This is a genomic window from Bradyrhizobium sp. CCBAU 45321, from assembly GCF_028128975.1.
GTDB lineage: Bacteria > Pseudomonadota > Alphaproteobacteria > Rhizobiales > Xanthobacteraceae > Bradyrhizobium > Bradyrhizobium yuanmingense.
The window spans coordinates 1-20,659 of sequence record NZ_LFKZ01000114.1 but is presented as its reverse complement, the minus strand read 5'-3'; the positions used below and the strand labels follow the sequence as shown (position 1 = coordinate 20,659).

Here is a 20,659-nt window from a genome sequence, read left to right as displayed (position 1 = left end):
CACGGCGGTATGATCGTGAGGACCGGGTCATCCGGGGGCTTTCGATTACTCGGAGGTCGGGCTGAGGCGGCGACGGGGCGCTCGCTCCTTGAACCAACGAGATATCGGTATGGGCGGCACCAGAATTGAGGGCACTCTTGCGCGTTCCTGACCAGCATTCCCAGGAACGCGCGCTTTCAATAAAGCTCGCAAGCTCTGGTTGGTGGTCGCCTGCTGCGAGAATAGAAGCGAAACGAAGCCATTCGTATACCACCTTGTGGTCATGTTCACTTTCAACACACACGCTCCGACATGCTGGGTGGCAGATTAGGGCGGGATTGCCGAGGGCCATTGATCCATGAAGCCAGCGGCCGAGCGCGTTTTGACTGCTGATGGCTCGGTCGTTGCCATTGAGAGGCAACGCTAGCCTGTGAAGCCGCGTGCATTCAGACACCCAGGACAAACCATGTTATTGTTTGGCTTAATCCGATGTGCCTCCTACATAGCGTCCAGCGCGCGGCAACTGTGGCGCTCGCGCAAGAGGGCATTGCATCCATCGGATAAGACGGACGATGATGCAGACCAGCTGCCGAGCGCGTTACTGAACTGGAGCCACAAATGGGTGCTCCATAGCCATAACGGCGCGGAGCCAAACGACCGACGTGGTCGCCAAGCCTAAGTTGCCCTCTTGGAGACGCCCCATAGATCGTAGGCTCGGTCTTCGCCGTCGATCTCGCTTAGGCACGTCCGGTCACGGTTTCACCGTCGAAGCGCTCAGGGTCGTGATGGCGGCCTTGTTGAGCACGCGCACGCCACGTGGAATTTCTGGACGAGATCCATTGGTGCGGGTGAACAAGATCCGCCATCCGTTCGAGAGCTGTGCAGCACGTTGCGCTTGATCGTCACCGCTCCCGAAACAGAGCGCGGGTTTGTGTGTCACGATCGAGCCGCCTCTCCTTGCTAGCCACATGGCAGCAGCTATTGTGATTTCCGACATTCGCCAAAAACCGCTATCGGAGCGGCTGCACATTCGGTTCTGTCGTTCCCGCCGCGTTCGGGGCTGCCGTACCTGCTCCATCTTCTCTGTTGCTCTTGTTACGCGGGGCGAAGGTACCGTAGTTGGCCAGGGGAATGGCGGCGCGATCGCCATTACTTGTGATGACAGACCGATTATCCAGCAAGTCGAGCGGATCGTTTACCATAACTGCCAGATTGTTTTTGGTCGAGCAACCAAGCGTGGGTTCGAACGAATTGTCGTTCACGGCTGGTCCGACGATCAAAAGCGACGGACAGATCGGAGGATGGGCATCAAAGGTGATCGCCTCGATCCTCACGCCGGAACGGGGCGGTAAATCGACGGGAGAAGCGGACAGGCGGATGTTATAAGGTGCAACGCCCATGGCGCGGGCCTCGTGCGCCACTTGGGCAAGGAGCCTGGGTGAGCCGGTGACATCCACATGGAGCGCATCCCGCCGGCCGCCACTGGCGTTCGCGATAAAGCTCCGCAGTTGACGCTTTTCGGAGCCACGCAGGCTCCGCAGGAACAAGATACGTTTCTTCTGCTCTACCTGTATTGCTTGTTCAGCCGGCCCGAGATGGATCGAGGCACTATTTGCACAGCCACCCAATGTTGCTCCTATAGCGATCAAGTGACACAAATGTCGCAAGGTCATATGAGGGTCCTCATTCGATGATAAAGCCGGCACTGCCGGTCAATCCTGGTGTGCTGGTGCGAGGAGCATCGCGGTCTCGCGGCGGCCGGGCCACCGTGTTCGTCAAAATGCGCCCCGCGTCTGAGGGCGGTGAGATGCGATCGCTCGGTGCACTCATCTTGTTCGGGTTCGATGCCGGCCGCACGATGTACGGCGTGACAATAATGACCAGCTCGGTTTCACGTTTTTGAAACGATGAAGAGCGAAACAGCGCACCGAGGATCGGCACATCGCCGAGCCAGGGAAACTCGCCGATATCAGTGTTGAAGTTGCGCCTGATGAGGCCGCCGATTGCAAAGCTCTGACCGCTGGCAAGCTCCACAACGGTGCTCGCGCGCCGCGTTGATAGTGCAGGGACCGCCATGCCATTGATTTTGACTTCGCCTTCGCTCGACAGTTCACTGACTTCGGGCTTCACACGTATATTGATCTGATTGTTGTTCAGCACAGTTGGGACGAATTCCAGGCTGACGCCGAACTGCCGGAATTGCACGGAAACCTGTCGATTGTCCTGCATGACCGGAATCGGAAATTCCCCGCCGGCGAGAAAGCTTGCGGCTTCGCCGGACATCGCCGTCAGATTCGGCTCAGCCAAGATAGAGGCGAGGTGCTCGCTCGCGAGAGCGTCGAGAACAGCGCTGAGATTGGTATTGCCGGCGCTAAACCCGATTCCGATCGTGCCGCCGCCGCCGGCCGCGCCGGACCCGCCCCCTTTTCCGGTAATAAGGAAAGCGCCGTTTGGGCCGGAGGCGGTGAAGTTGATGTTGAGATCCTTGACCGCGCTGCGGGAGACTTCTGCCACCCGTACGCTGAGATTCACCTGCAACGAGCCAGCCACCTGGATCTTGTTGGCAACCAGCGCGCCCGCCCCAAGAAACTGCTCAGTGACCTTCCTGGCGTTCTCGACGACATCGGCAGTGGGCGCGGTCCCGCTAAGAATTGCGCCCCGGGGAGTATAGCTGACCTGTATCGGATAGTCGCCGACCTCAGCCCTCAGCGCGGCCCGCAGATCCTGGATCGGTTGGGTAACGACAATACGCAGCTCAGCCAGAGCCTCTCCCTTGTCGTTCAGGGCGAACAGGCTGGTCCGTCCCGCCTTTTTGCCAAAGACGAAGATCGTGGTGTTTGAGGGCGCCTGATAGTCCGCAATCGCCGGGTCGGCGACAAAAATGCTCGCAGCCGGTCCGGTCAGATGAACTGTCTTGCCCTGTGAGGAAGTAAGGCTGAGCGTGCCGGTGGTGCTGCCAGACGCCGCGCGTGGCTGTTCTGCTTTGCCATCTCGCTTTGTCTGAGCTGTGGCAGCAAACGGAAATAACAGAGCGACTGCGCACAGGGCGTACCAGAGGCGGCGAAAAGCGGCATAGTGCGAGCGGCCTGCCACCATGGACGGCTCATCAGCGCCGGGGGCATTGTTAACGATGTTCAAGGGAGTGTCGCTTTCAAGTTCGATCGGCTAGGCAGCCGAGGCTGCGCCAATGAGTTCAAGGGTGTAACCGACACCGCGCGCGGTCTTGATCCTGAGCGTTGCGCCCGCCTGGCTCAAATGCGTGCGCAATCGATAGATCCCGACTTCCAGCGCATTGGTCGAGACCTCGTCGTCAAATGCATACAAGCTATCTTCGAGCGATGCGCGCGGCACGGTACGCCCCGCGCGGTTGAGCAGATGTTCAAGAATGCACACTTCCCGGCGCGCAATTCTGAGGATTCGGCCACCGACCGAGACTTGCCGCGCGATTGGATCGAAATGCAGATTCCCGAATGTCACCACCGGCGCCGTCATTTGCGTTGACCGTCGCAAAATCGCTCGCATCCGAGCAATGAGTTCGTCGGTAGAGACGGGCTTAGGCAGAAAATCATCCGCGCCCGCATTGAAAATCGCAATCCGCCGGCCGAGATCATTGAGACTACTCATCATCATGGTGGGCATTGACCGTCCCTCGCGCCGCAACTGCTTCAGCCAGTCCAATCCGTCTCCATCGGGCAAAGCCGATTCGAGCAGGACCATGTGGTAGTTCGCGCAATCGAGCGCGGCCGCCGCCTCATCCAGCGTGCGTGTTACGTCGACGGCGAAGCCGCAACCTAACAGCACTTCCTTCACGTGGCGGGCAAAGTCCGCATGATGATCAACCAGGAGAATTCGCATTTCATTGCCTCTCGTCCATCCACGCAGACCTGAGCGCGTCACGATTGAGCATGGGCTCGATGTAACTGAGAGGAGGCTGGACCGGTGTGAGTTTGGACAGCCCGAAACGAGAGGGCGGAGCATGTTGGCTGGCGATCAATACCTGCGGGTCGATTGTCGTCGGATGGACCACGGACCGCTGCAGCCTGCTTACGGCGTCGGCGCTGCTCAACATGCCCCTCATGCCAGATCTGTTTTTGTTTAAGAGGCTGACAGCCGCGGCAGCCCGCTGACGCGTCCGTGGGCCGATCACGCCCGTCCTTGCACGCACTGACCCGGCCCCCGCAGAAAGAATAGCGCCGAGCCGCGCAACCGAAACCAAAGCGCGGGAGACGATCGGATTTGTGGCTGAACAGATGAGCGAAACTGACATGGAAACTCCCCAATTAGTCTTGGTCTGCGGCCAGTCTTGCTGGGCTGTCGAGCCTGTCGTGTCGTGAAGTCACGACAGTGCAAGTCTTTCCGGTATTCAAGGACACATCACGCGAGGCATCTGGCCACTGGCTTCACAGCCCGAGATGCACGCCGAAACGATCTGCCCCTCGCGGCCGGAAGAGCACCCTCTCGCGCGCAATTGTTCGCACGCAAGGTGTCAACCGTGCTGAAGTTGTGACGCGCCCGAGGTCCCCGCATACGTCGCAGCCCAGCGAAAGCTGCGAGCGATTGCAGAACCGAGCTCCACAGTTTTGCCATTGCGCATAGATCCCGGTGCCTACACCAGAACAACTTCGCCTCACGGAGTGCACAGCCCCAAAATGATCGGATCTCGATTTCGGAGTTGGAGTGTGCCCCGCAAGGCCGAGATAGCGGCCGCCAGCGTTCTTCTCGCACGGCGCATCTTGATTCGCTTGGGATAGGATCGGCGCTGCGTCCTTCGATCTCCACATAGGCGGTGTGGGACGCTGGCCCTGGAGAGGAGCTATCCAGCAGCATGATTGGGCGGCGCAGCGGAGCATTGTTCTTTTGAGACGTTCGCAATTCTTGCTACCTGTCAGGAAGAGTTCACGCGAGCGGGGGGCGGTGTCGCGACTGTCAGAAATCCTACAATCTGACGCTAGGTGAGGTTCAAGTGCTTTTGACCGCTGGTCCGTAGCGGTGCTCTCGAACTCGACGAGTCTTTAGCAATGACGACACGTCCTAACCAAACTATCGAGCTGCGCGTCGCGCGCGTCCCTCTCCTCAAGGTCATGAGCATTTCGTCGGTCCAAAAGCGTAGCTTGAGCCAAAGGCGATGACAGTGTGTGAGGGCCGTCGTCTTTGCTGGCCCTTTAGGTGTGACGTCGTGGTCGTGCGGTCGACTTCGTGCGTGCGAACTCAGCAGGGAGACAGTGGCGCCCCGTGATGCTTCTATGTGAGGCGCAGGAGCTAACCTATGGGATGCAGGCGCCGGAGCTCGCAAGCTGATTTGACTGACAAGGGACTGGAAGAATTGCGAAACGACATTCTTGAATGCTGCCTCCATACATCACGAGCGACTATGGAGCTTTTAGGCAAGATCGGCAAAATCGATTCTTTTGATGGAACGCATCCAGGTAGCAGATAGACCATTGTGCGAGGGCACGGCTTGCCGCGCGAGCGAGACTCTATTGACTTGATCTTTGATGCGCTAGCGTTCGAGCTCTTGCGATTGATCGCACCATCGATGGCAGGTCGAGCTGCGGAAACGATCGATGCGCGGCCTTAGTGGCTCACGTCATCTGAACTTTCTTCCGAACGTGTCGGCGGCGGCTGGATCGAGCGAGGAGGCCGCAGCACTCGAATGAGGCCGGGGAAGAACAAACAATGGCGCGAGTGTGTCCTCCGCCACACTGTCGGGTACCTCTTGGGATGTGGGCGCCCCTTCGTCCCTCGCCCGGTCAAGGGATAGGTCTCAGCGCCTGTGGCCAAGCCATTATCGTTGTCCGTGAAGCGGGCTCGCCTGGGATGACCCTTCCTTCGGGTGGTCATCTAGTCAGCATTAAGGGACCTACGAGCATGGCGCAGTCGCCAGTTGGCTAATCGTTACTCTCCAGTCCTCCGCTTGAAGGGGTTGTCTTCACTGGCGACTCGATAGCTTTCCAAATTGCCGCCGAGGAACAAGCGCTCTGTCTCACTAGTTGGCGTTCTGCCAAGCGAACACATCAAATCCACATCCGCATCGATGTTGTCGCTATCCTCCACATTCATTGCAAGGCCAATACTGCTCAGTACGTCGTCGGGCGTCCAGACCGCAGACTTCGGGACGACGTAGGTATGCAGCTTGTCGGCATTGTTTGCGATCGCTCTCGCCCAGTCGTCTCGGGAGACGCTGAGTTTCGAAGGGTCTTCGACCAACGACACGAATGGAGAAGCGGTCTTACCGCGCATATGCCATCCAGCCTGGCGTGCCAGGTCCAGGGGATATCGCTCCAGAGGATCTCCAATGGAAGAATGATCGCGCGCCGTGTTACGGACGTGTGATATTGCAGATGTGGTGGCTTCCGTGCGCGGTTTGCAATCGCTGTCCTGGTTCTGGAAACGATGCAGCTTGAGATATGTCGATGCCGCTATATTTTCGAAAATGCGATCCCGGTCGACACCGTTGTCCCCCGCTGGCGCCCATCGCGCTGACTGGTTTTCGGCGAGGGCGATCTCGTTCTTGAGCTCTTGGAGCGTGGCGCCCATTAGCGTTGCCGCAAGCTGGGCGCGCGCGCCGACAAATGATGGGGCTGGATAGCGACTGGTTTCCGAGGCCGCGCCGCCTGGCGCAGACGAGGAGCGGGCGGTAGCGGAATTTGCCGCTAAGGGGGGTGAAGCCGAGGTTGAATAGACCGAGTCTACGTCGTCTAGATTCAAGTCATTCAAGTGCTGCTCGAAGCTTTCTTGATCGTCTGAACTGTGCGCCGATGCGCTGATCTGGGTGTTAAGCTCGTCTTGTGGCCCGTGGACCCGGTGCGGCTCCTGTAGCGGGTTGTGAACCTCAAAGGGAGTGTCTGCGGCATTTCCTGTATCAACATTCATCTCTCTCTCCCTTCGAAGTGCAGGCGGTCGGCGTAGTTGTTGCAGGTGCAGCTTTCGAGAAGCTGACCGACCAGGAAGGAGGTCATTTAGCTTTGGAAAGGGTCGAATAGAGTCAGTCAACGAGGCGAACGGTCAGCTGCACGGAAGCCGCGGGAGGCGACGTACCACGACACCGTGCTGCCTTGTGCCCTCCGGCATTGGTGTTCGATCAGCCGAGATCGGCGCCGCTGAGTGAGCTTTTTCGGACCGCCGCGCCAGGTTCGCTCCACTACCTCATGCGGACGCTTCATCCAGGGAGACGGTCCTTGCACAGCAAGACGGACGGACTGGCGCTTGCGGCTGGCCGAATGTCTTTCGTAGATCGTCTCCTTATGCAGATGTGAGAACTGCATTCTCGCGCCCGTTAGGACTGCGATGGACAAGCGCAACCGGCTTCCGTTTTGTTGTTTCCAAGCGGAGGACGACGCTGGATCAAATCGTTGTAGTCGACGCGCGCGAAGCTAAGCCACTTCAGCAAACCTGACCTACGAGGTTGTGATGTCGGAATAGCCATCACAGCGACTTGCGCCTCGTTGCGACAGGCTGCTTTTGTACAGGCGCGAGCGCGCGTTGTGTCTGGAATCAGACAAAGGGCTTGCGAGCACGACGTCTTTAAAAGCGCAATTTGCGGTACTTATCGAGGGAGAAGAGCATATGAAGTTTACTGGCCGAGCACTAACGATCCTGTTGTCCTTGCTTTCGGCCGCGAGCGTGAGCGCGCCGGCGAGAGCCGACGAGCCCTCGCCGAAATACACCGAGGTGCTCAGTGCCCTCCAGGCGGGGAAGAATGTAAAGCTCATACTGGACATGAGCCGCTGTACCACAGCGGAGGGTGGCAAGCCTGCGTCGGCGACGCAAGCCGGCCTGCTCATCAATGCATTCAGGGTAACCGTCCAGAACGGCATCAGCTTCGCCAATGCTCATCAAACGGTCGACAGCTCCGGACATGCCGTGACCGAGTACATCCGCCATAGCCTTAGCCGCGAGGGCAAGCTGACGGTGCGAGCCTCGAAACTTGTCGTCGGGACCACCGAACTCGTGAACCAGGGCGAATTCATCTGCGAACTGCCGGATGGCGCAAAGTTCATCTGGTAACGAAGAGCACAGAGCAGGGGGCGCTTCAAAGACTTGATCCTTTAATCGCGCGGACACCTTCGCACGGATACGGATCCTTTCGATCGTCAGGAACGATCAGAGTGTTTCTGACGGTCGTTTCGTCGGGCGAGGATCAAGTTGCACGAACTTGCTGCTCAGGTAACTCATGAGGGCCGCCGATCTAGATTCGATATCAGGGATTGGAAGATCGGCGGTTCAGCCAGTCGTCGGATGGGGGGAGCAAGGCTCTCACTTGAACGCTTCAGATGAACTCGCCAAGGACGCCCTCACGCAGTCTGCGGTCATCGTAAGAACATTCCAAGTCGATCCAGCCGCGGGCTCGCGTTGATGACACTCGACCTAGGCGCCCAGGATGCGCTCGTATCCTTCATCCGCCTCTTTTGGGGTCCTTTACCTTGAAATCTCAGTGCTGCCGAATGCAGCCACAAGGTGATTGAACCATCCCGCTTAAGATCATCTGGGCTGGCCGCTATGGGTTTGCTCACCGCTCGTAAACTGCGTTCGCGCGCAGATCGAAGCTCTCTGAGCAAACGATCCGTGGTTTCGGCAGCTTGAGCAACTGCTCGAGGTGCCGACGAGCACCTCGTTCAGCCAAATTGCGCGCCAACGGAAGAGCTGAGCGCGGCCATCGGTTAGGCTGATCGCGTTGTATCGATCCATTCTGCGGTCGGCGGGCATGGCTACCTCGTTCTATCGCTACCATGTTAGCTTCGCAAAAGCTGACCTGCCCAGGCGGAAACCTAGAATGAATAGTGGGCAAGGGTCGTTCCAACCCGCGGATAAGTGCGGCGAACTTCAGAGACGATACAGGGTTGGGCTGAACTCTCATGTTTCCACCAAGCGGGTCGTGTCCCCGGTGATGGTGTAGCTCGGTAGAGCAAAGCCGTCCGCACGCGCGCCCTCCCATGGCGCCGTAGCGGGCGGGCGGCTTTGCGGTGGTCACCGGCAGTTCGCCGGTAGGGTCGGGTTGCTGACACCAACCTGATTCGAGGAACCACCGATGACCGATGAGATGATGAACCTCCGCTCGCTCGTGGAGAAGACCCCCGATGCGGATCTGCTGCGCGAGATGATCGGCTTTGCTGCCCAGCGCCTGATGGAGCTGGAAGTGGAAGGCCAGACCGGGGCCGCCTACGGCGAGAAGAACCCCGAGCGTCTGGCGCAGCGCAACGGCTACCGCGACCGGACCTGGGAGACCCGCGCCGGCACGGTCGAGCTGCGCATTCCCAAGCTGCGCAAAGGCTCCTACTTCCCCGGCTTTCTGGAGCCGCGCCGGATGGCCGAGAAGGCGCTCACCGCCGTGGTGCAGGAAGCTTATGTGCAGGGCGTCTCGACCCGCTCCGTCGACGATCTGGTGCAGGCGATGGGCATGAGCGGCATCTCCAAGACCCAGGTCTCGCGGCTGTGCGCGGAGATCGATGACAAGGTGAAGGCGTTCCTCGCTCGCCCGATCGAGGGCGATTGGCCCTATCTGTGGATCGACGCCACCTACGTGAAGGTGCGCCAGCAGGGGCGCATCGTGTCGGTCGCGGTGATCGTCGCGGTCGGCGTCAACAGCGATGGCCGGCGCGAAGTTCTCGGCATGGACATTGGTCCCTCGGAGGCCGAGACATTCTGGACGGCGTTCCTGCGCAAGCTCGCCCGCCGCGGCCTGCGCGGCGTCAAGCTGGTCGTCTCCGACGCCCACGAGGGCATCAAGGCGACCGTCGCCAAGGTGCTCAACGCCAGTTGGCAGCGTTGCCGCGTGCACTTCATGCGCAACGCGCTGGCCCATGCCGGCAAAAGTGGACGGCGTGTCGTCTCCGCCTTCATCGCCACTGCGTTTGCCTAGGACGATGCCGAGGCCGCACGAGCGCAATGGCGGAAGGTCGCCGATCAGCTCCGCCCCAAGCTACCCAAGCTCGCCGGCTTCCTCGACGAGGCCGAGACCGATGTGCTGGCCTACATGACGTTCCCGCCGCAGCACCGCACCAAGCTGCACTCGACCAACCCGATCGAGCGCCTCAACGGCGAGATCAAGCGCCGGACCGAGGTCGTCGGCATCTTCCCCAATGAGGACGCAATCGTCCGCCTCATCGGCGCGATCCTGCTCGAACAGAATGATGAATGGGCCGTCCAGCGCGCCCGTTACATGACGCTGGAAACCATCGCGCCGTCGAGCGATGATCCAACCGTCAGCCTCCCGGCTATCGCCAGCTGACCAGTCCGGCTTTTGCCGGCGAACGCGGTGTCCCACCGCCAGTTACACCACGCTCAGGGACACGATCTCCAAGCGCGGTACGCGGCCAGTCCCCCGCGCTGGCCAGTTGGGCCGGAGTATTATTGGTAGCGTGAAACGCTACTGTTTGATTTCTCCGAGCGTCGTAAAAGGCAAGTCACCCTTTCCGAGGCCTGTACCACTCAGTCGTTTGTTCCTGACGTTTTGTATGGATTAGATGCGCTAGCGGTCCGATAGTCATCCAGGTTCCCGCCGAGAAATAGTACCTCACGCTCCTCAGTTGGGGTATCGCTCACCCAAGCCAGAGCGGGTTCGTCATTCTCAGTCCCGTCCTCGAGAATACTGACGATGTCTTCCGCCGTCCATGTTGTGACTCTCGGGACCGTGTAGGTGTGCAACTCATTCGCGTTTTCCGCGATTGCTTTGGCGCCATACTCGTTGTCATCGTCCGGCGAAAGGAGCAGTTGTGAGGCCTCCTCAGACAGTGACACAAAAGGCGAAGAACTGGTACCTCCCCTCATGTGCTCTGCCGCTGTGCGACCCAGATCAAGTCGTTGGCCTCCCCAGATATTCCAGGGGGCGGCCTCATAACGCAAAGCCGCCATGGAACGCAAATGGGCCATCGCGCTTTGACGGTCCAACGCATGTGGCTTGCAATGCCTGGCGTGGTTTTGAAAGCGCTCCAGCTCCACGTATGACGATCCCACCACGTCATCGTAAACGCGGCCACTGTCCACGCGGTCGACTGACGATCCACTCGCTCGTGACCATTTTGCTGATCTTTGCGCAGCGAGTTCGATTTCTCTTCTGAGTTCCGCAATGTTAGCGCACGTCAGCGTTGCGGCAAGTTGAGCGCGTGTTCTGACAAAGGATGCAGCCGTGCAGCGTTCATTCTCCGGGATAGCTTGCGCTCTCTTGTTACCGTCCGTTACCGTCCGGCTCGATCCGGCCCCAGGTGAAGCCAATGCTGCGAGGATTGGCCGAGACTCTCTAAGCCGCTGCTCAAAATCTGCTTGCGCTATCTCTTCCTGTTGAGGCTCGAGGTAATTCATCCGAGCCTCGGATCGGTTGACGTCCTCAAATGGGTCCATGTCGGTCCCCCTTTGGTAGCCTTGTCACTATCATTCGTACGAAGTTGATCCGATAAGGATCAGAAACCGAGACGCCCGCAATGTCGATAAAACGCACCGGCTCCGGTTCTCGAACCGATCGGTGTGTTGAGGGCATACGGGTCGGACTGACCGCCGATCCAAGTCATTCTTCTGTTCCAGAGCTTGGGCCATCAAGTCGGCCTGCCGTCCGGATAAAGATGCTGCGATGCTAGAAGGCTTAGCTGTCGAACAGCTGACCAGACTCAGTGCTTGAAGAAAACGCGGGGTCCTTTCCGACTACCCCCGCGAGCCTGTTGTTCATGCAGAGCAGAGTTTGGGAGATACGGCCATCCTCGCTATCCGCTCCACGGCAGGGCCGTGTGAAGGTCCGGGGAGAAGCAGCGCGGCGGAAGCGCTGCTATCGGTGACCTTGAGCGGCGTGGAGAAGTATGCCTGGGCCAGCTTGCATCGGCTCCGAGTGGATCTCCTTGAAATGCTCGTCAAGGTGCTAGCTGGATCCGAACAGCTGAGTCTGGCCGCAGCCGCCGGGCTCGTGTCCGGGCCGGGGTGGCGTGAAGCTTATTCCTCTGTCGGGACTGCTGAAACGAGACCTCGCGTCGGTGCGCCGGGGCGCTGGCCGTAAAACAAGAGCCGCGCGTGCGACTTCGATTCGGGCATCCGCAACACATGGGTAATGGCTTAACTGACAACATTAAAACGCTGTGCGGCCGCGAGACGTTGAACTGCCAACCAGAGCTTGACTGGGCCACAAACGATTCGGGTGCATAGAACCCGCGGCGGCAAGAACTGGCGCACGGGCGCCTCAGTTCGGAAAAGAAAAACGGCGCGTTGACGCTTGCAGCCGATGCGCCACACAATGCACCACAACGTTGGTCGCGCCTTACAAACATATCGCCGCACAAGCCTTTTAGTGTGACCTGCAGGCGCAGCAGAACAAAAAGATCCAGGGCAATCTCCGCGGTCGGTCGTATCGGCCCCTCCTTGCCATCTCCGAACCCCGGCGCGGTTCCGGTCAAAGTAGCGATAGATCTCAGGCACCGACGCATGAAAATGTGACTAGCATCAGTCTTCTTGGGTCGATCCAAAGCGACCAGCCCGGATGGCCGAAGGAGGCGGCTCTTGGCGCTCCGAGGGTTGCATTTCTGTTGCTAGTGGCAGGACGGCGATGGCTTAGGTCAGATCGCCGGGGCTGCGGTCGTCCACCATGCTGGCGCGGAGCGTGTCGTCCGTGATCTTTCGCGCCGGAGGTGGCCGCAGACCTCGAGGCTAGCCAGACGGTTCAAACCGGCATTGATGAAGCTGATAGCCTGCGATTCATCACGAGAGGCGCGCCCGACCTCATCTGCCGGTAAGTGACGCGCTCCGATACCCAACTGAGTGATTTCGTGAACGTTGATGCTCCGGGTGTTTGATGCTCCAGGGCCTTTGTGTTCACAAGTAACTGAGTCCCGTGCACATAGCGGGGCGCGCTCACGAAGGCGGCCTCGGGGACGGCATTCTTCCAAAGTCGCGTCGGTCATCATACCGATGGAAAAAGCGAGAACATGCGGCGCCTGCAAGACAATCACGCGAAGATCCGCAGCATCCTCGAATGCAGCAGGCGCCACGGTGCTGCAGAACAAAGCTCAGCGTCCAAGCAATGCTTTAGGCATCTATAATCTAGAATGTTTCATCGCATTATTAGATGGTTGGCTTGGCCCGGCCTTATTGATCGGATGTCGCTTTGCAACGGGGCAGCATGCGGCTGATCAGCAATGTCTCGCCTAATCTGTTTGTGTTCTCGAGCGCATCAATTCATGTCCCTCGCTTTGAGCCGGCGCTGCCAATTAAAGTCGCTGCAATCACGCAGCGCATGTTCGGGGAGCCTGATCAGAGACCATTTGGGCTAAGCGATGGACAGATAGACTTCGCAATAGAAGGGGATGCCAACAGACGATAGTAGATTGAAATACTCAACTATTGCGTTTGCGTGGTTTCGCCCTCTAAAAATCCTCTAATCGATCCTTGCTCGCCCGGTCGCGAGTCCAAACGTTCCGATCGCGAATGGGCATCAGAACACCTTCCTGAGAAGCAGCTGGCCTTGATGAATTCTGGAGCGCAGATGTGAGTGTACTCGTGTGGGATCAACTAGCCGCTGGAAACTGGCTGTCACGACAGCGTCAATCGGCGACCACCGTTGTCGAAGCTCTTTTGGGCTGCGCCTGCGCACAGAACATCATAGCACGTACCCGAATCTTCTTCGGGGAGAGCCCTCTAACATCAGCCGACGGTTTGTTATCCATGCCTCAAATCGGTTGCCCGGCGCACATTGAGCGTGAGCTTGCGCGAAAGGGCAGGGTGGTCGCTGATTTGTCCTCAACGCCCACCAACTGGCTCAGAGGCCGCCGCATTAGGGGTTGTGATGTCTTCGGTTAACTCCATGCTTCATCTCGGCCTAAATCTTCATGGCGCTGGTGGCCATTCCGCCGCGTGGCGCTGGCCAGGTACAAATCCAAGCGCCTTTTTCGATGTCGAGCACTACGTCCGGGCTGCGAAGGTTGCGGAGCGTGGTCTGCTGGATGCTGTATTCCTCGCCGATACTCCCGCGATAAGTTTCGACATTACGCACCAGCCACCGCTGAATGGGCTCGAACCTACCCTCGTTCTTGCGGTGATTGCACGCGAAACGCAGCGGATTGGCCTGATCGCGACAGCGTCGACGACCTACAATGAACCATACAATCTCGCTCGGCGTTTCCAATCGCTCGAGGTCATCAGCGGTGGCCGCGTTGCCTGGAACGCAGTCACGACGTCGAGCCCGGCGACGGTAGCAAACTTTGGCGGTCGAGAAGTCGGGCGAGTGGATCGCTACAGACGGGCCGAGGACTTCGTTGAAACGGTCCGCGCTCTCTGGCTGAGCTGGAGCGGCGAGGTGGTCATCGCCGATCAGGCTGCGGGAGTTTACGCAGATCAGAGTCAATTCCGCCTCCTGGATCCGGATACCAATAGTTTCGGCATCCGAGGCCCACTGACGCATCCCGCTTCGCCCCAAGGTCACCCAGTCATCGTTCAGGCGGGCGGTTCGGATCCCGGACTATGGCTTGGTGCCCGCAGTGCAGATGTCGTGTTTGCGGCCGCCGGGGACTTGACGACGGCTCTGAGGGAGGCAGAGCGCCTGCGTGCGCTCTCTCGGCAATTCGGCCGCCCTGCGGCTCCGCTCATCCTGCCGGGCCTTGTCACCTGTATCGGGGGCACCGAGGACGAGGCGGCTCGTCGCAAAGAAAACCTTGATGGACTGCTCGATCTGGAGCGCGCCCTCGGCGCCCTTGCAAGAAGCATGGGTGTGGCGGTCGAGAAGCTCAGCCTCGAGAGGCCAATCCCGGAGGAGATTCTGCCTGATGCAGATCATGTTCCGTTTTCTGTCGGTCACCATCGCACGATTGAAGCTCTGGCGCGTCAAGGTCGGACGGTTCGCGAGATCATCAGCAGCGTTCAAGCTTTTGGCCACCGCTTGCTTGTGGGTGCACCCGAGCAGATCGCGGATTCGATTGAGGCATGGTTCCGCGCCGGCGCGGTCGATGGTTTCAACATCATTCCGGATGTTCTCACCGATGGCACTTCAGCGTTTGTCGACAATGTGGTTCCCATCCTGCAGAAGCGCGGGCTGTTTCGCAAAGAATATCTGGGACAGACACTGCGAGAGCATTTCGGCATTTCTACTCCGTTCGAGCCGGCACGAGCCACAGCTAGCTCACCGCTCTGACGCTTCCTCAACACCAAATCTCTGGAGCCTGGATATGCATTTAGCCAATGCGCCGTCAGCGAGGCGCTTCACTGGCAAGTCCAACCGTCAAGCAAGAACACTGGCGGCTACCCTTGTCATGCTCTTGGGCCTGTCCCAATTGGCGCCCAGCGTTCATGCGCAGGAAGGCTTGGCCGGCAGCGTCAAGCGAGGAGGCGTTATTCGTTACGGGCATTTTCAAGAGCCTGCCTGCCTGTTCGGAGGATGGGTGCAGCAATGGTATCTGCAACGCCAGTACAGCGATAATCTGGTTGCGCGCAACGAGGACGGCAAGATTTTGCCATGGCTGGCCGAGTCTTGGACCATCTCCGACGACAAAAAGGTGTACACATTCGAGATAAAGCCGAATGTAAAGTTCACTGACGGGAGCGCCCTCGATGCGCAGGCCATCGCTGACAATATCAACGGGTGGCTCAGCAATGACCCCGATCTTCGCAATCCGACTGCCGCTCCTTATCTCGGCGAGAGCTTCGAATCGGCGAGGGCAATTGCTCCTCTGAGATTGGAAGTAAAATTGAAGGTGCCGTTCCAGCCCTTGCTGAACGTGTTCGCCCAATCCTCACAAGGCATTCTCTCGCCATCGGCACTCAAACGTGGACTTGCGGTCAATTGCGAGAACCCCGTCGGTTCAGGTCCATTCATTGTCGACAAGTGGCACCATGGGCGAGAAGTCACCTTCCGCCGCAATCCCGAATACAATTCGGCGCCGGCCACCGCCAGACATCAGGGGCCGGCTTACGTTGACGGGATCAGTTGGAAGTTTCTGCCAGATCAGACTGTCCGATACGGCTCGCTGATCGCGGGGGAGACCGATGCCATATACGATATTCCGGCTGTCGCATGGAAGGACGCCAACTTCCGCTTTCCAGTATTACGGCACCTGACGGGGAACCCCCCCCTGCGCCTCGCATTGTATACGGCCCGGCCCCCATTTGACGACGTGCTCGTCCGCAGGGCCTTTGCCTATTCTACTGACCGAAAGGCCGCGGTCGACACATCCTTCCTCGGCTCTTTACCGTCGAGGGCAACGGTGCGCTAAGTCAGAGCTCGCCGGAATACCTGCCTGAACTCGGGCAGTCCTATGGGTACGATATTCGCAAGGCCAATCAGCTGCTTGATCAGGCGGGTTGGACTGAGCGCAATCCTACGGGCGTTCGTGTCAAGAACGGTCGTCCGCTCATCGTGCGCATTTCCTATTCGTACGCTTTTCTCAAGCCGGATGGCGAGCAAGCCTTGCAAGTTGTCCAGCAGCAGGGACGGGCGGCCGGTTTTGACGTACGTCTTCAACCCACCAATCCGGCTGACTTCTTCGCCGGGAAAAACCTCGGACCCGATGATTATGAGGTCGTTCTCCTCTATTGGGTTGCCCCCGGCGCTGAGATATTCCGGATCTCGTGGAAGCCCGATCAGAATGGCGAGCCCAATCGCTTCAATCCCTCACGCTACCAGGATCTGATGCTTTGGGACATCATTCGAAAGGCGGAACAGAATTTCAATGGAGCTGAACGTACCGCCCTTTATCAGCAGGCGGAACGGAAGATCGTGGATGAGGCACCCGTTATTGGCCTTACTGTCCTGGACGTAACTTTGGCGACCAAGCCGACCCTGAAAGACGTCTGGCTGGACCGTGGGTCAGTTGGCGAACCTGTCTTCTATGATGCCCATTTTGACGACAAGAAATGATGCCATGAAGATAGCAACCCATCATGCCATTGTTTGGTTCACGCGCCGGATATTGGCCGGCGTGGTGGTGGTGTGGGCTGCCGCAACGTTTGCGTTCTTAATTCAGTGTGTGATGCCTGGCGATCGCGCCCAGATCATCATTAATGTGACAAGTGGCAACGTCGGGCCGGCGTCCGCGGCAGAACTCGCGGCGATCAATGCGAAATACGGCTTTGATCAACCACTCGTGGTTCAATACGGAAAATACATGCTGGGAATCCTGCATGGAGATCTTGGTGAATCCTACCAGCAGCATCGGCCTGTCGCAGGGATCATCGCGGATCAGATTGGGCCTACGATTATTCTGGCGGTCGCCGCGCTGCTGATTGCATGGATTATCGCCATCCTGACAACCTTGTTCATCGCCGGCAGAGACAACATATGGTCGAAGCTGCTCAAGGACACGCAAGTCTTTTTGGCAACAGTGCCGCCTTACTGGCTGGCCACAATTTTGCTGGTTGTTTTTGCGGTAAAGCTGCGCATTCTTCCGGTCATCGGTGGAAATTCCCCGGTCGGGCTCATTCTCCCGACACTTGCGTTGGCTCTTGAACTGTCGGGCTTTTTTGGACAAGTCGTTCAGAACGAGTTCACGCGCGTGCTCGAGCAGCCCTTCGTCACGTCCGCGCGGGCCCGAGGTATGAGTGATTTTGGCGTCAGGCTTCGCCATGTCCTCCGCCACGCCGCATTGCCCGGGATTACTTTGTCAGGCTGGGCGCTCGGCAAACTTCTTTCGGGCGCGATTTTGATCGAGGTGGTTTTCGCCCGTCAAGGCCTAGGTGGAGTCCTCGTCGCTGCAACGTCCTCGAGAGACGTTCCGATTGTCTCGGGAGCTGTTTTGATCTCTGCGGGCGTATTCGCTCTTGCCAATTTGATCGTCGATCTGACTTACCGGCTGGTCGATCCGAGGTTCAAGTTGACATGAGCATGTTCGCCGAAGTCACCATATCTCGTTCGCTCAAAGAAGTCCTGGCAATCACGCGCCATGTTCCCTTCCGGGTTACCGTCTCTCTTATAATAATTGGCCTCTTTGCCTTCGCGGCTATGGCCCCAAAGGTACTGCAGACGCACGATCCGCTCGCTATAGATTTGAGATCGTCATTGCAGTCTCCGTCGATCATTCATTGGTTGGGAACTGATCAATTGGGGCGAGATCTTTACTCTCGAATAGTCGAGGGGACGGGCCAATCCCTCGCCATCGGACTTGGCGCAACGGCGCTGAGCATGTTCATTGCGATCGTTATCGGCGTCGCCGCAGCGCTTTCTGGTGGCGTAGTCGATAGCATCCTCAGCCGGATTGTCGACGTGCTCTTTGCGATTCCCACGCTCTTGCTCGCCCTTGTGTTCGTGACCGTTTTTGGCCCGTCCCTATTGACTGAGGTCATAGCTGTCGGAATCGGCACAGCGCCAGGCTATGCGTGCATGATCAGGGGCCAGATGCTTGCCATCAAAGGGACAGGGTATGTGGAGGCCGCCAAGGTTCTGGGTCATCCATTTCCCCGTCCGGGGCTAGAGCGGGCAAGTTTCCTCGGGGCCAAGCTTGATTTTGCCTATATGCACGCCATGGCAGCGCAGGCATGCAACTTCGATGACGCCAGTCTGCGCAATTTAATTGATGCAACCGGCAGCCTATTTCATGGTTGCAGTATGAAAAGAACACGCTTTGACAACGCGATGCTCAGCGGGCTTCTCCTTTATCAGTGCGACGCGAGTAATGCTGTATTCGATGGCGCGGAACTGCAAGGGTCAACTATCAATGAATGCTTCCTTCCTTCCGCTTCCTTCCGCTTTGCTAAGCTGAGCCAAGTCGCTATCACGAAGACGCATCTGGCGGATTGCTCGTTCTTCCACTCAAAGGGAGACTGCTTATCGATCGTGCGTCCCACCTCCATCGATGGTCTTGTCTTGGAAGGTGCTCATCTTCCGTATCTGAGACTCTCAAAGGTGAGCGGGCGGATTCGGGCGAGAGCCCTGAGCGCCCCATTCGCTGATCTTCACCTGTCAAATCTCGCGAGCGCTGAGCTGGAACAGGCAGACCTCACCGAGGCGCGGCTTCTGTCCGTAGGCCTGTCCGACGCGAACCTCGTCGGTGCTGTGCTCAACAGTGCATCTATTCATTCCTGTCAGCTGGACGGAGCGGACCTATCTCAGGCATCAGGTGAGAGCATTTCGATAACAGAGAGCACAATGCGAGCCGCCAAACTCACCGGTTTTCGCGGCCGCTGCGCCTTTGTGCGCGACTGCGATCTCGAACATGCGGACCTATCACAGGCTTACCTCTACAGGTCGATGATCACCGGTGATCCGCCGCAATCAATGGCATTGGGTCACGCAAATCTCGAAGGCTCCAATCTCGTTCAGGCATATCTCGCCGCGGGTATGACCGATAGCAACCTGGAGGCAACGCGGGCCGCATACGTTCGCATGAACCAATCGTCCCTGCGCGATGCGAACCTGAGTGGGATATCGCCATTCCAGGCCAGCTTCGTGAAGGTCGACTTTTTAGGCGCTAAGATAACCACCGTTTTTTGCCGACCGTTGTCGGGGACTGCAGGTCGCTCTGGAGGGGGATCAGCTGAACGAGTCATCGAACTATCTGGCTGAACTCTCATCGTTGATGCGACGTGGTCGAGAAGGGTCAACCTGACTCCTTTGAAAACCGCAAGAACAGAGGGAGCTACAGTGCCCATGAGCTTAGATCAATTTGATGCGGTCATTCGACTGTAAGCGGGCGTTGAAGCTCTTTGGAGCTCGTCTGCGTGCGCGGCCCACACAGGATGCCCCCGCCGCGCATCTTCCGAGATCCAAGCGCTCCACTCTTTTTGCGTTCAAGGAAACTGGAGTAAGAACATGCATCTGGCAGGTCTTTCCGCAGGCAAGGCGTTCATCCGGGAGGTCGCAAGAACAGGTCAGACCATTGGCACAGTACACACTCTGGGCGCCCTGCATCTTGGGCATGCAGAACTGATCAGAAGAGCGGCCTTGGAGAATGACGTCGCGATTGTCACAGTGTACCCGAACAAGATCCAGCTTAGACCAGGTGGGAGCTACAATTTCAATTTGGACGATGATATTGGACTTGCCCTACGTTCGGGAGCGACTGCCGTGATCTCCTCGAGCGACACCGAAATGTTTCCGCCTGGCTATCGAACGTTCGTATCGCAAGGTGACTATCATTTGCGTTTAGATGGGCCTGAGGCGTGCTTGAAGGAAGCCCTGACCGGTGCGGTCCGCTGGATCTGCTATGCGCGGCCAACTCGCAGCTACTTCGGCCTGAAAGATATCGGTCAGGCGATCCTGGTGAAGCGCGCCGTTGCAGACCTCCTTCTCGATTGCGAGATAAGGTTTGTGCCGACCGTGAGAAGAATGGAGTGCCGATTTCGTCGCGCTTAAGGCGATTTAGCCGGTCTGAGCTTGATGAGCTGTCATGCCTCTTCACGGCACTCAACCAGATCGTCCGAGGAGCGTCGAGCGTCAAGGACCTTGTAGCGTCGGCTGCATCTCACATAAAGTTCCGACGGTTTAAATTCGATTATCTTCGGATTGTCGGCGGTGACAGCTTCGAAGATCTAGAGCAGGTCAAGCTCCCTTTCATCATTATCGGCGCGGCAACGGCTCACGGCCTGAGGGTTTTCGAGTATCTATGTTCCAGATCAGGATACCCTCCTAAATGGTGCTCCGGATCTCTGGATCGATCTGTCTAAGCACTCGTAGCTAGACCATTATTCACCGCATGGCCTTCACGGAACTAGGGCTCGGACTCAATTGATCCAATAGGCAACGATGGCGGCGAGATGGACGGCAGCCAAGAAGTTCGTGGCT

At 58.2% G+C, this 20,659-nt stretch carries 11 protein-coding genes and 2 pseudogenes; 8 read left to right on the top strand and 5 right to left on the bottom strand.

Going from position 1 to position 20,659, the window contains the following annotated elements:
• Positions 1-989: 989 nt before the first annotated feature.
• From ACM43_RS13900 to ACM43_RS13885, 4 genes are all read right to left on the bottom strand, one after another.
• Entirely contained in the window at positions 990-1,652 is a 663-nt protein-coding gene (locus ACM43_RS13900; RefSeq protein WP_036032006.1) for a CpaD family pilus assembly lipoprotein, read from the bottom strand.
• Between the two features lie 10 nt (positions 1,653-1,662).
• On the bottom strand, positions 1,663-3,117 hold the full coding sequence (locus ACM43_RS13895; protein ID WP_036032008.1) for a type II and III secretion system protein family protein: 1,455 nt from the start codon (positions 3,115-3,117) through the stop codon (positions 1,663-1,665).
• A gap of 27 nt (positions 3,118-3,144) precedes the next feature.
• The gene (locus ACM43_RS13890; protein WP_036032010.1) at positions 3,145-3,834 is read right to left on the bottom strand and encodes a response regulator; all 690 of its coding nucleotides are present in this window, start codon (positions 3,832-3,834) and stop codon (positions 3,145-3,147) included.
• Between the two features lie 2,040 nt (positions 3,835-5,874).
• The gene (locus tag ACM43_RS13885; protein WP_036032013.1) at positions 5,875-6,852 is read right to left on the bottom strand and encodes a hypothetical protein; all 978 of its coding nucleotides are present in this window, start codon (positions 6,850-6,852) and stop codon (positions 5,875-5,877) included.
• A gap of 693 nt (positions 6,853-7,545) precedes the next feature.
• Between ACM43_RS13885 and ACM43_RS13880 the strand changes: the two genes are divergently transcribed.
• A complete protein-coding gene (locus ACM43_RS13880; protein WP_036032015.1) occupies positions 7,546-7,986 on the top strand; it encodes a VirK family protein in 441 nt (146 codons plus the stop codon).
• Positions 7,987-9,007: 1,021 nt separating this feature from the next.
• Positions 9,008-10,207: pseudogene (locus tag ACM43_RS13875) on the top strand (IS256 family transposase).
• Positions 10,208-10,407: 200 nt separating this feature from the next.
• Here ACM43_RS13875 and ACM43_RS13870 read toward each other — a convergent pair.
• Complete coding sequence (locus ACM43_RS13870) at positions 10,408-11,277, bottom strand: hypothetical protein (protein ID WP_271540684.1); 870 nt, start codon at positions 11,275-11,277, stop codon at positions 10,408-10,410.
• Between the two features lie 2,461 nt (positions 11,278-13,738).
• On the opposite strand from ACM43_RS13870, the gene ACM43_RS13865 reads away from it, so the two are divergent.
• The 6 genes and pseudogenes from ACM43_RS13865 to ACM43_RS38930 all read left to right on the top strand — a co-directional run bounded on the left by ACM43_RS13865 (position 13,739) and on the right by ACM43_RS38930 (position 20,541).
• Positions 13,739-15,079, top strand: coding sequence for an NtaA/DmoA family FMN-dependent monooxygenase (locus ACM43_RS13865; protein ID WP_036032050.1), 1,341 nt, complete (start codon positions 13,739-13,741; stop codon positions 15,077-15,079).
• Positions 15,080-15,113: 34 nt separating this feature from the next.
• Complete coding sequence (locus ACM43_RS13860) at positions 15,114-16,157, top strand: ABC transporter substrate-binding protein (RefSeq protein ID WP_271540683.1); 1,044 nt, start codon at positions 15,114-15,116, stop codon at positions 16,155-16,157.
• On the top strand, positions 16,115-16,801 hold the full coding sequence (locus ACM43_RS13855) for an ABC transporter substrate-binding protein (RefSeq protein ID WP_225115151.1): 687 nt from the start codon (positions 16,115-16,117) through the stop codon (positions 16,799-16,801). Before ACM43_RS13860 ends, ACM43_RS13855 begins: the two co-directional genes overlap by 43 nt.
• A 4-nt stretch (positions 16,802-16,805) precedes the next feature.
• The gene (locus ACM43_RS13850; RefSeq protein ID WP_225115148.1) at positions 16,806-17,762 is read left to right on the top strand and encodes an ABC transporter permease; all 957 of its coding nucleotides are present in this window, start codon (positions 16,806-16,808) and stop codon (positions 17,760-17,762) included.
• Positions 17,759-19,441: a pentapeptide repeat-containing protein gene (locus ACM43_RS13845; protein ID WP_271540682.1), complete on the top strand. Its 1,683-nt coding sequence runs from the start codon at positions 17,759-17,761 to the stop codon at positions 19,439-19,441. Before ACM43_RS13850 ends, ACM43_RS13845 begins: the two co-directional genes overlap by 4 nt.
• A 246-nt stretch (positions 19,442-19,687) precedes the next feature.
• Positions 19,688-20,541, top strand: a pseudogene (locus ACM43_RS38930) (pantoate--beta-alanine ligase).
• The last annotated feature ends 118 nt before the right edge of the window (positions 20,542-20,659 follow it).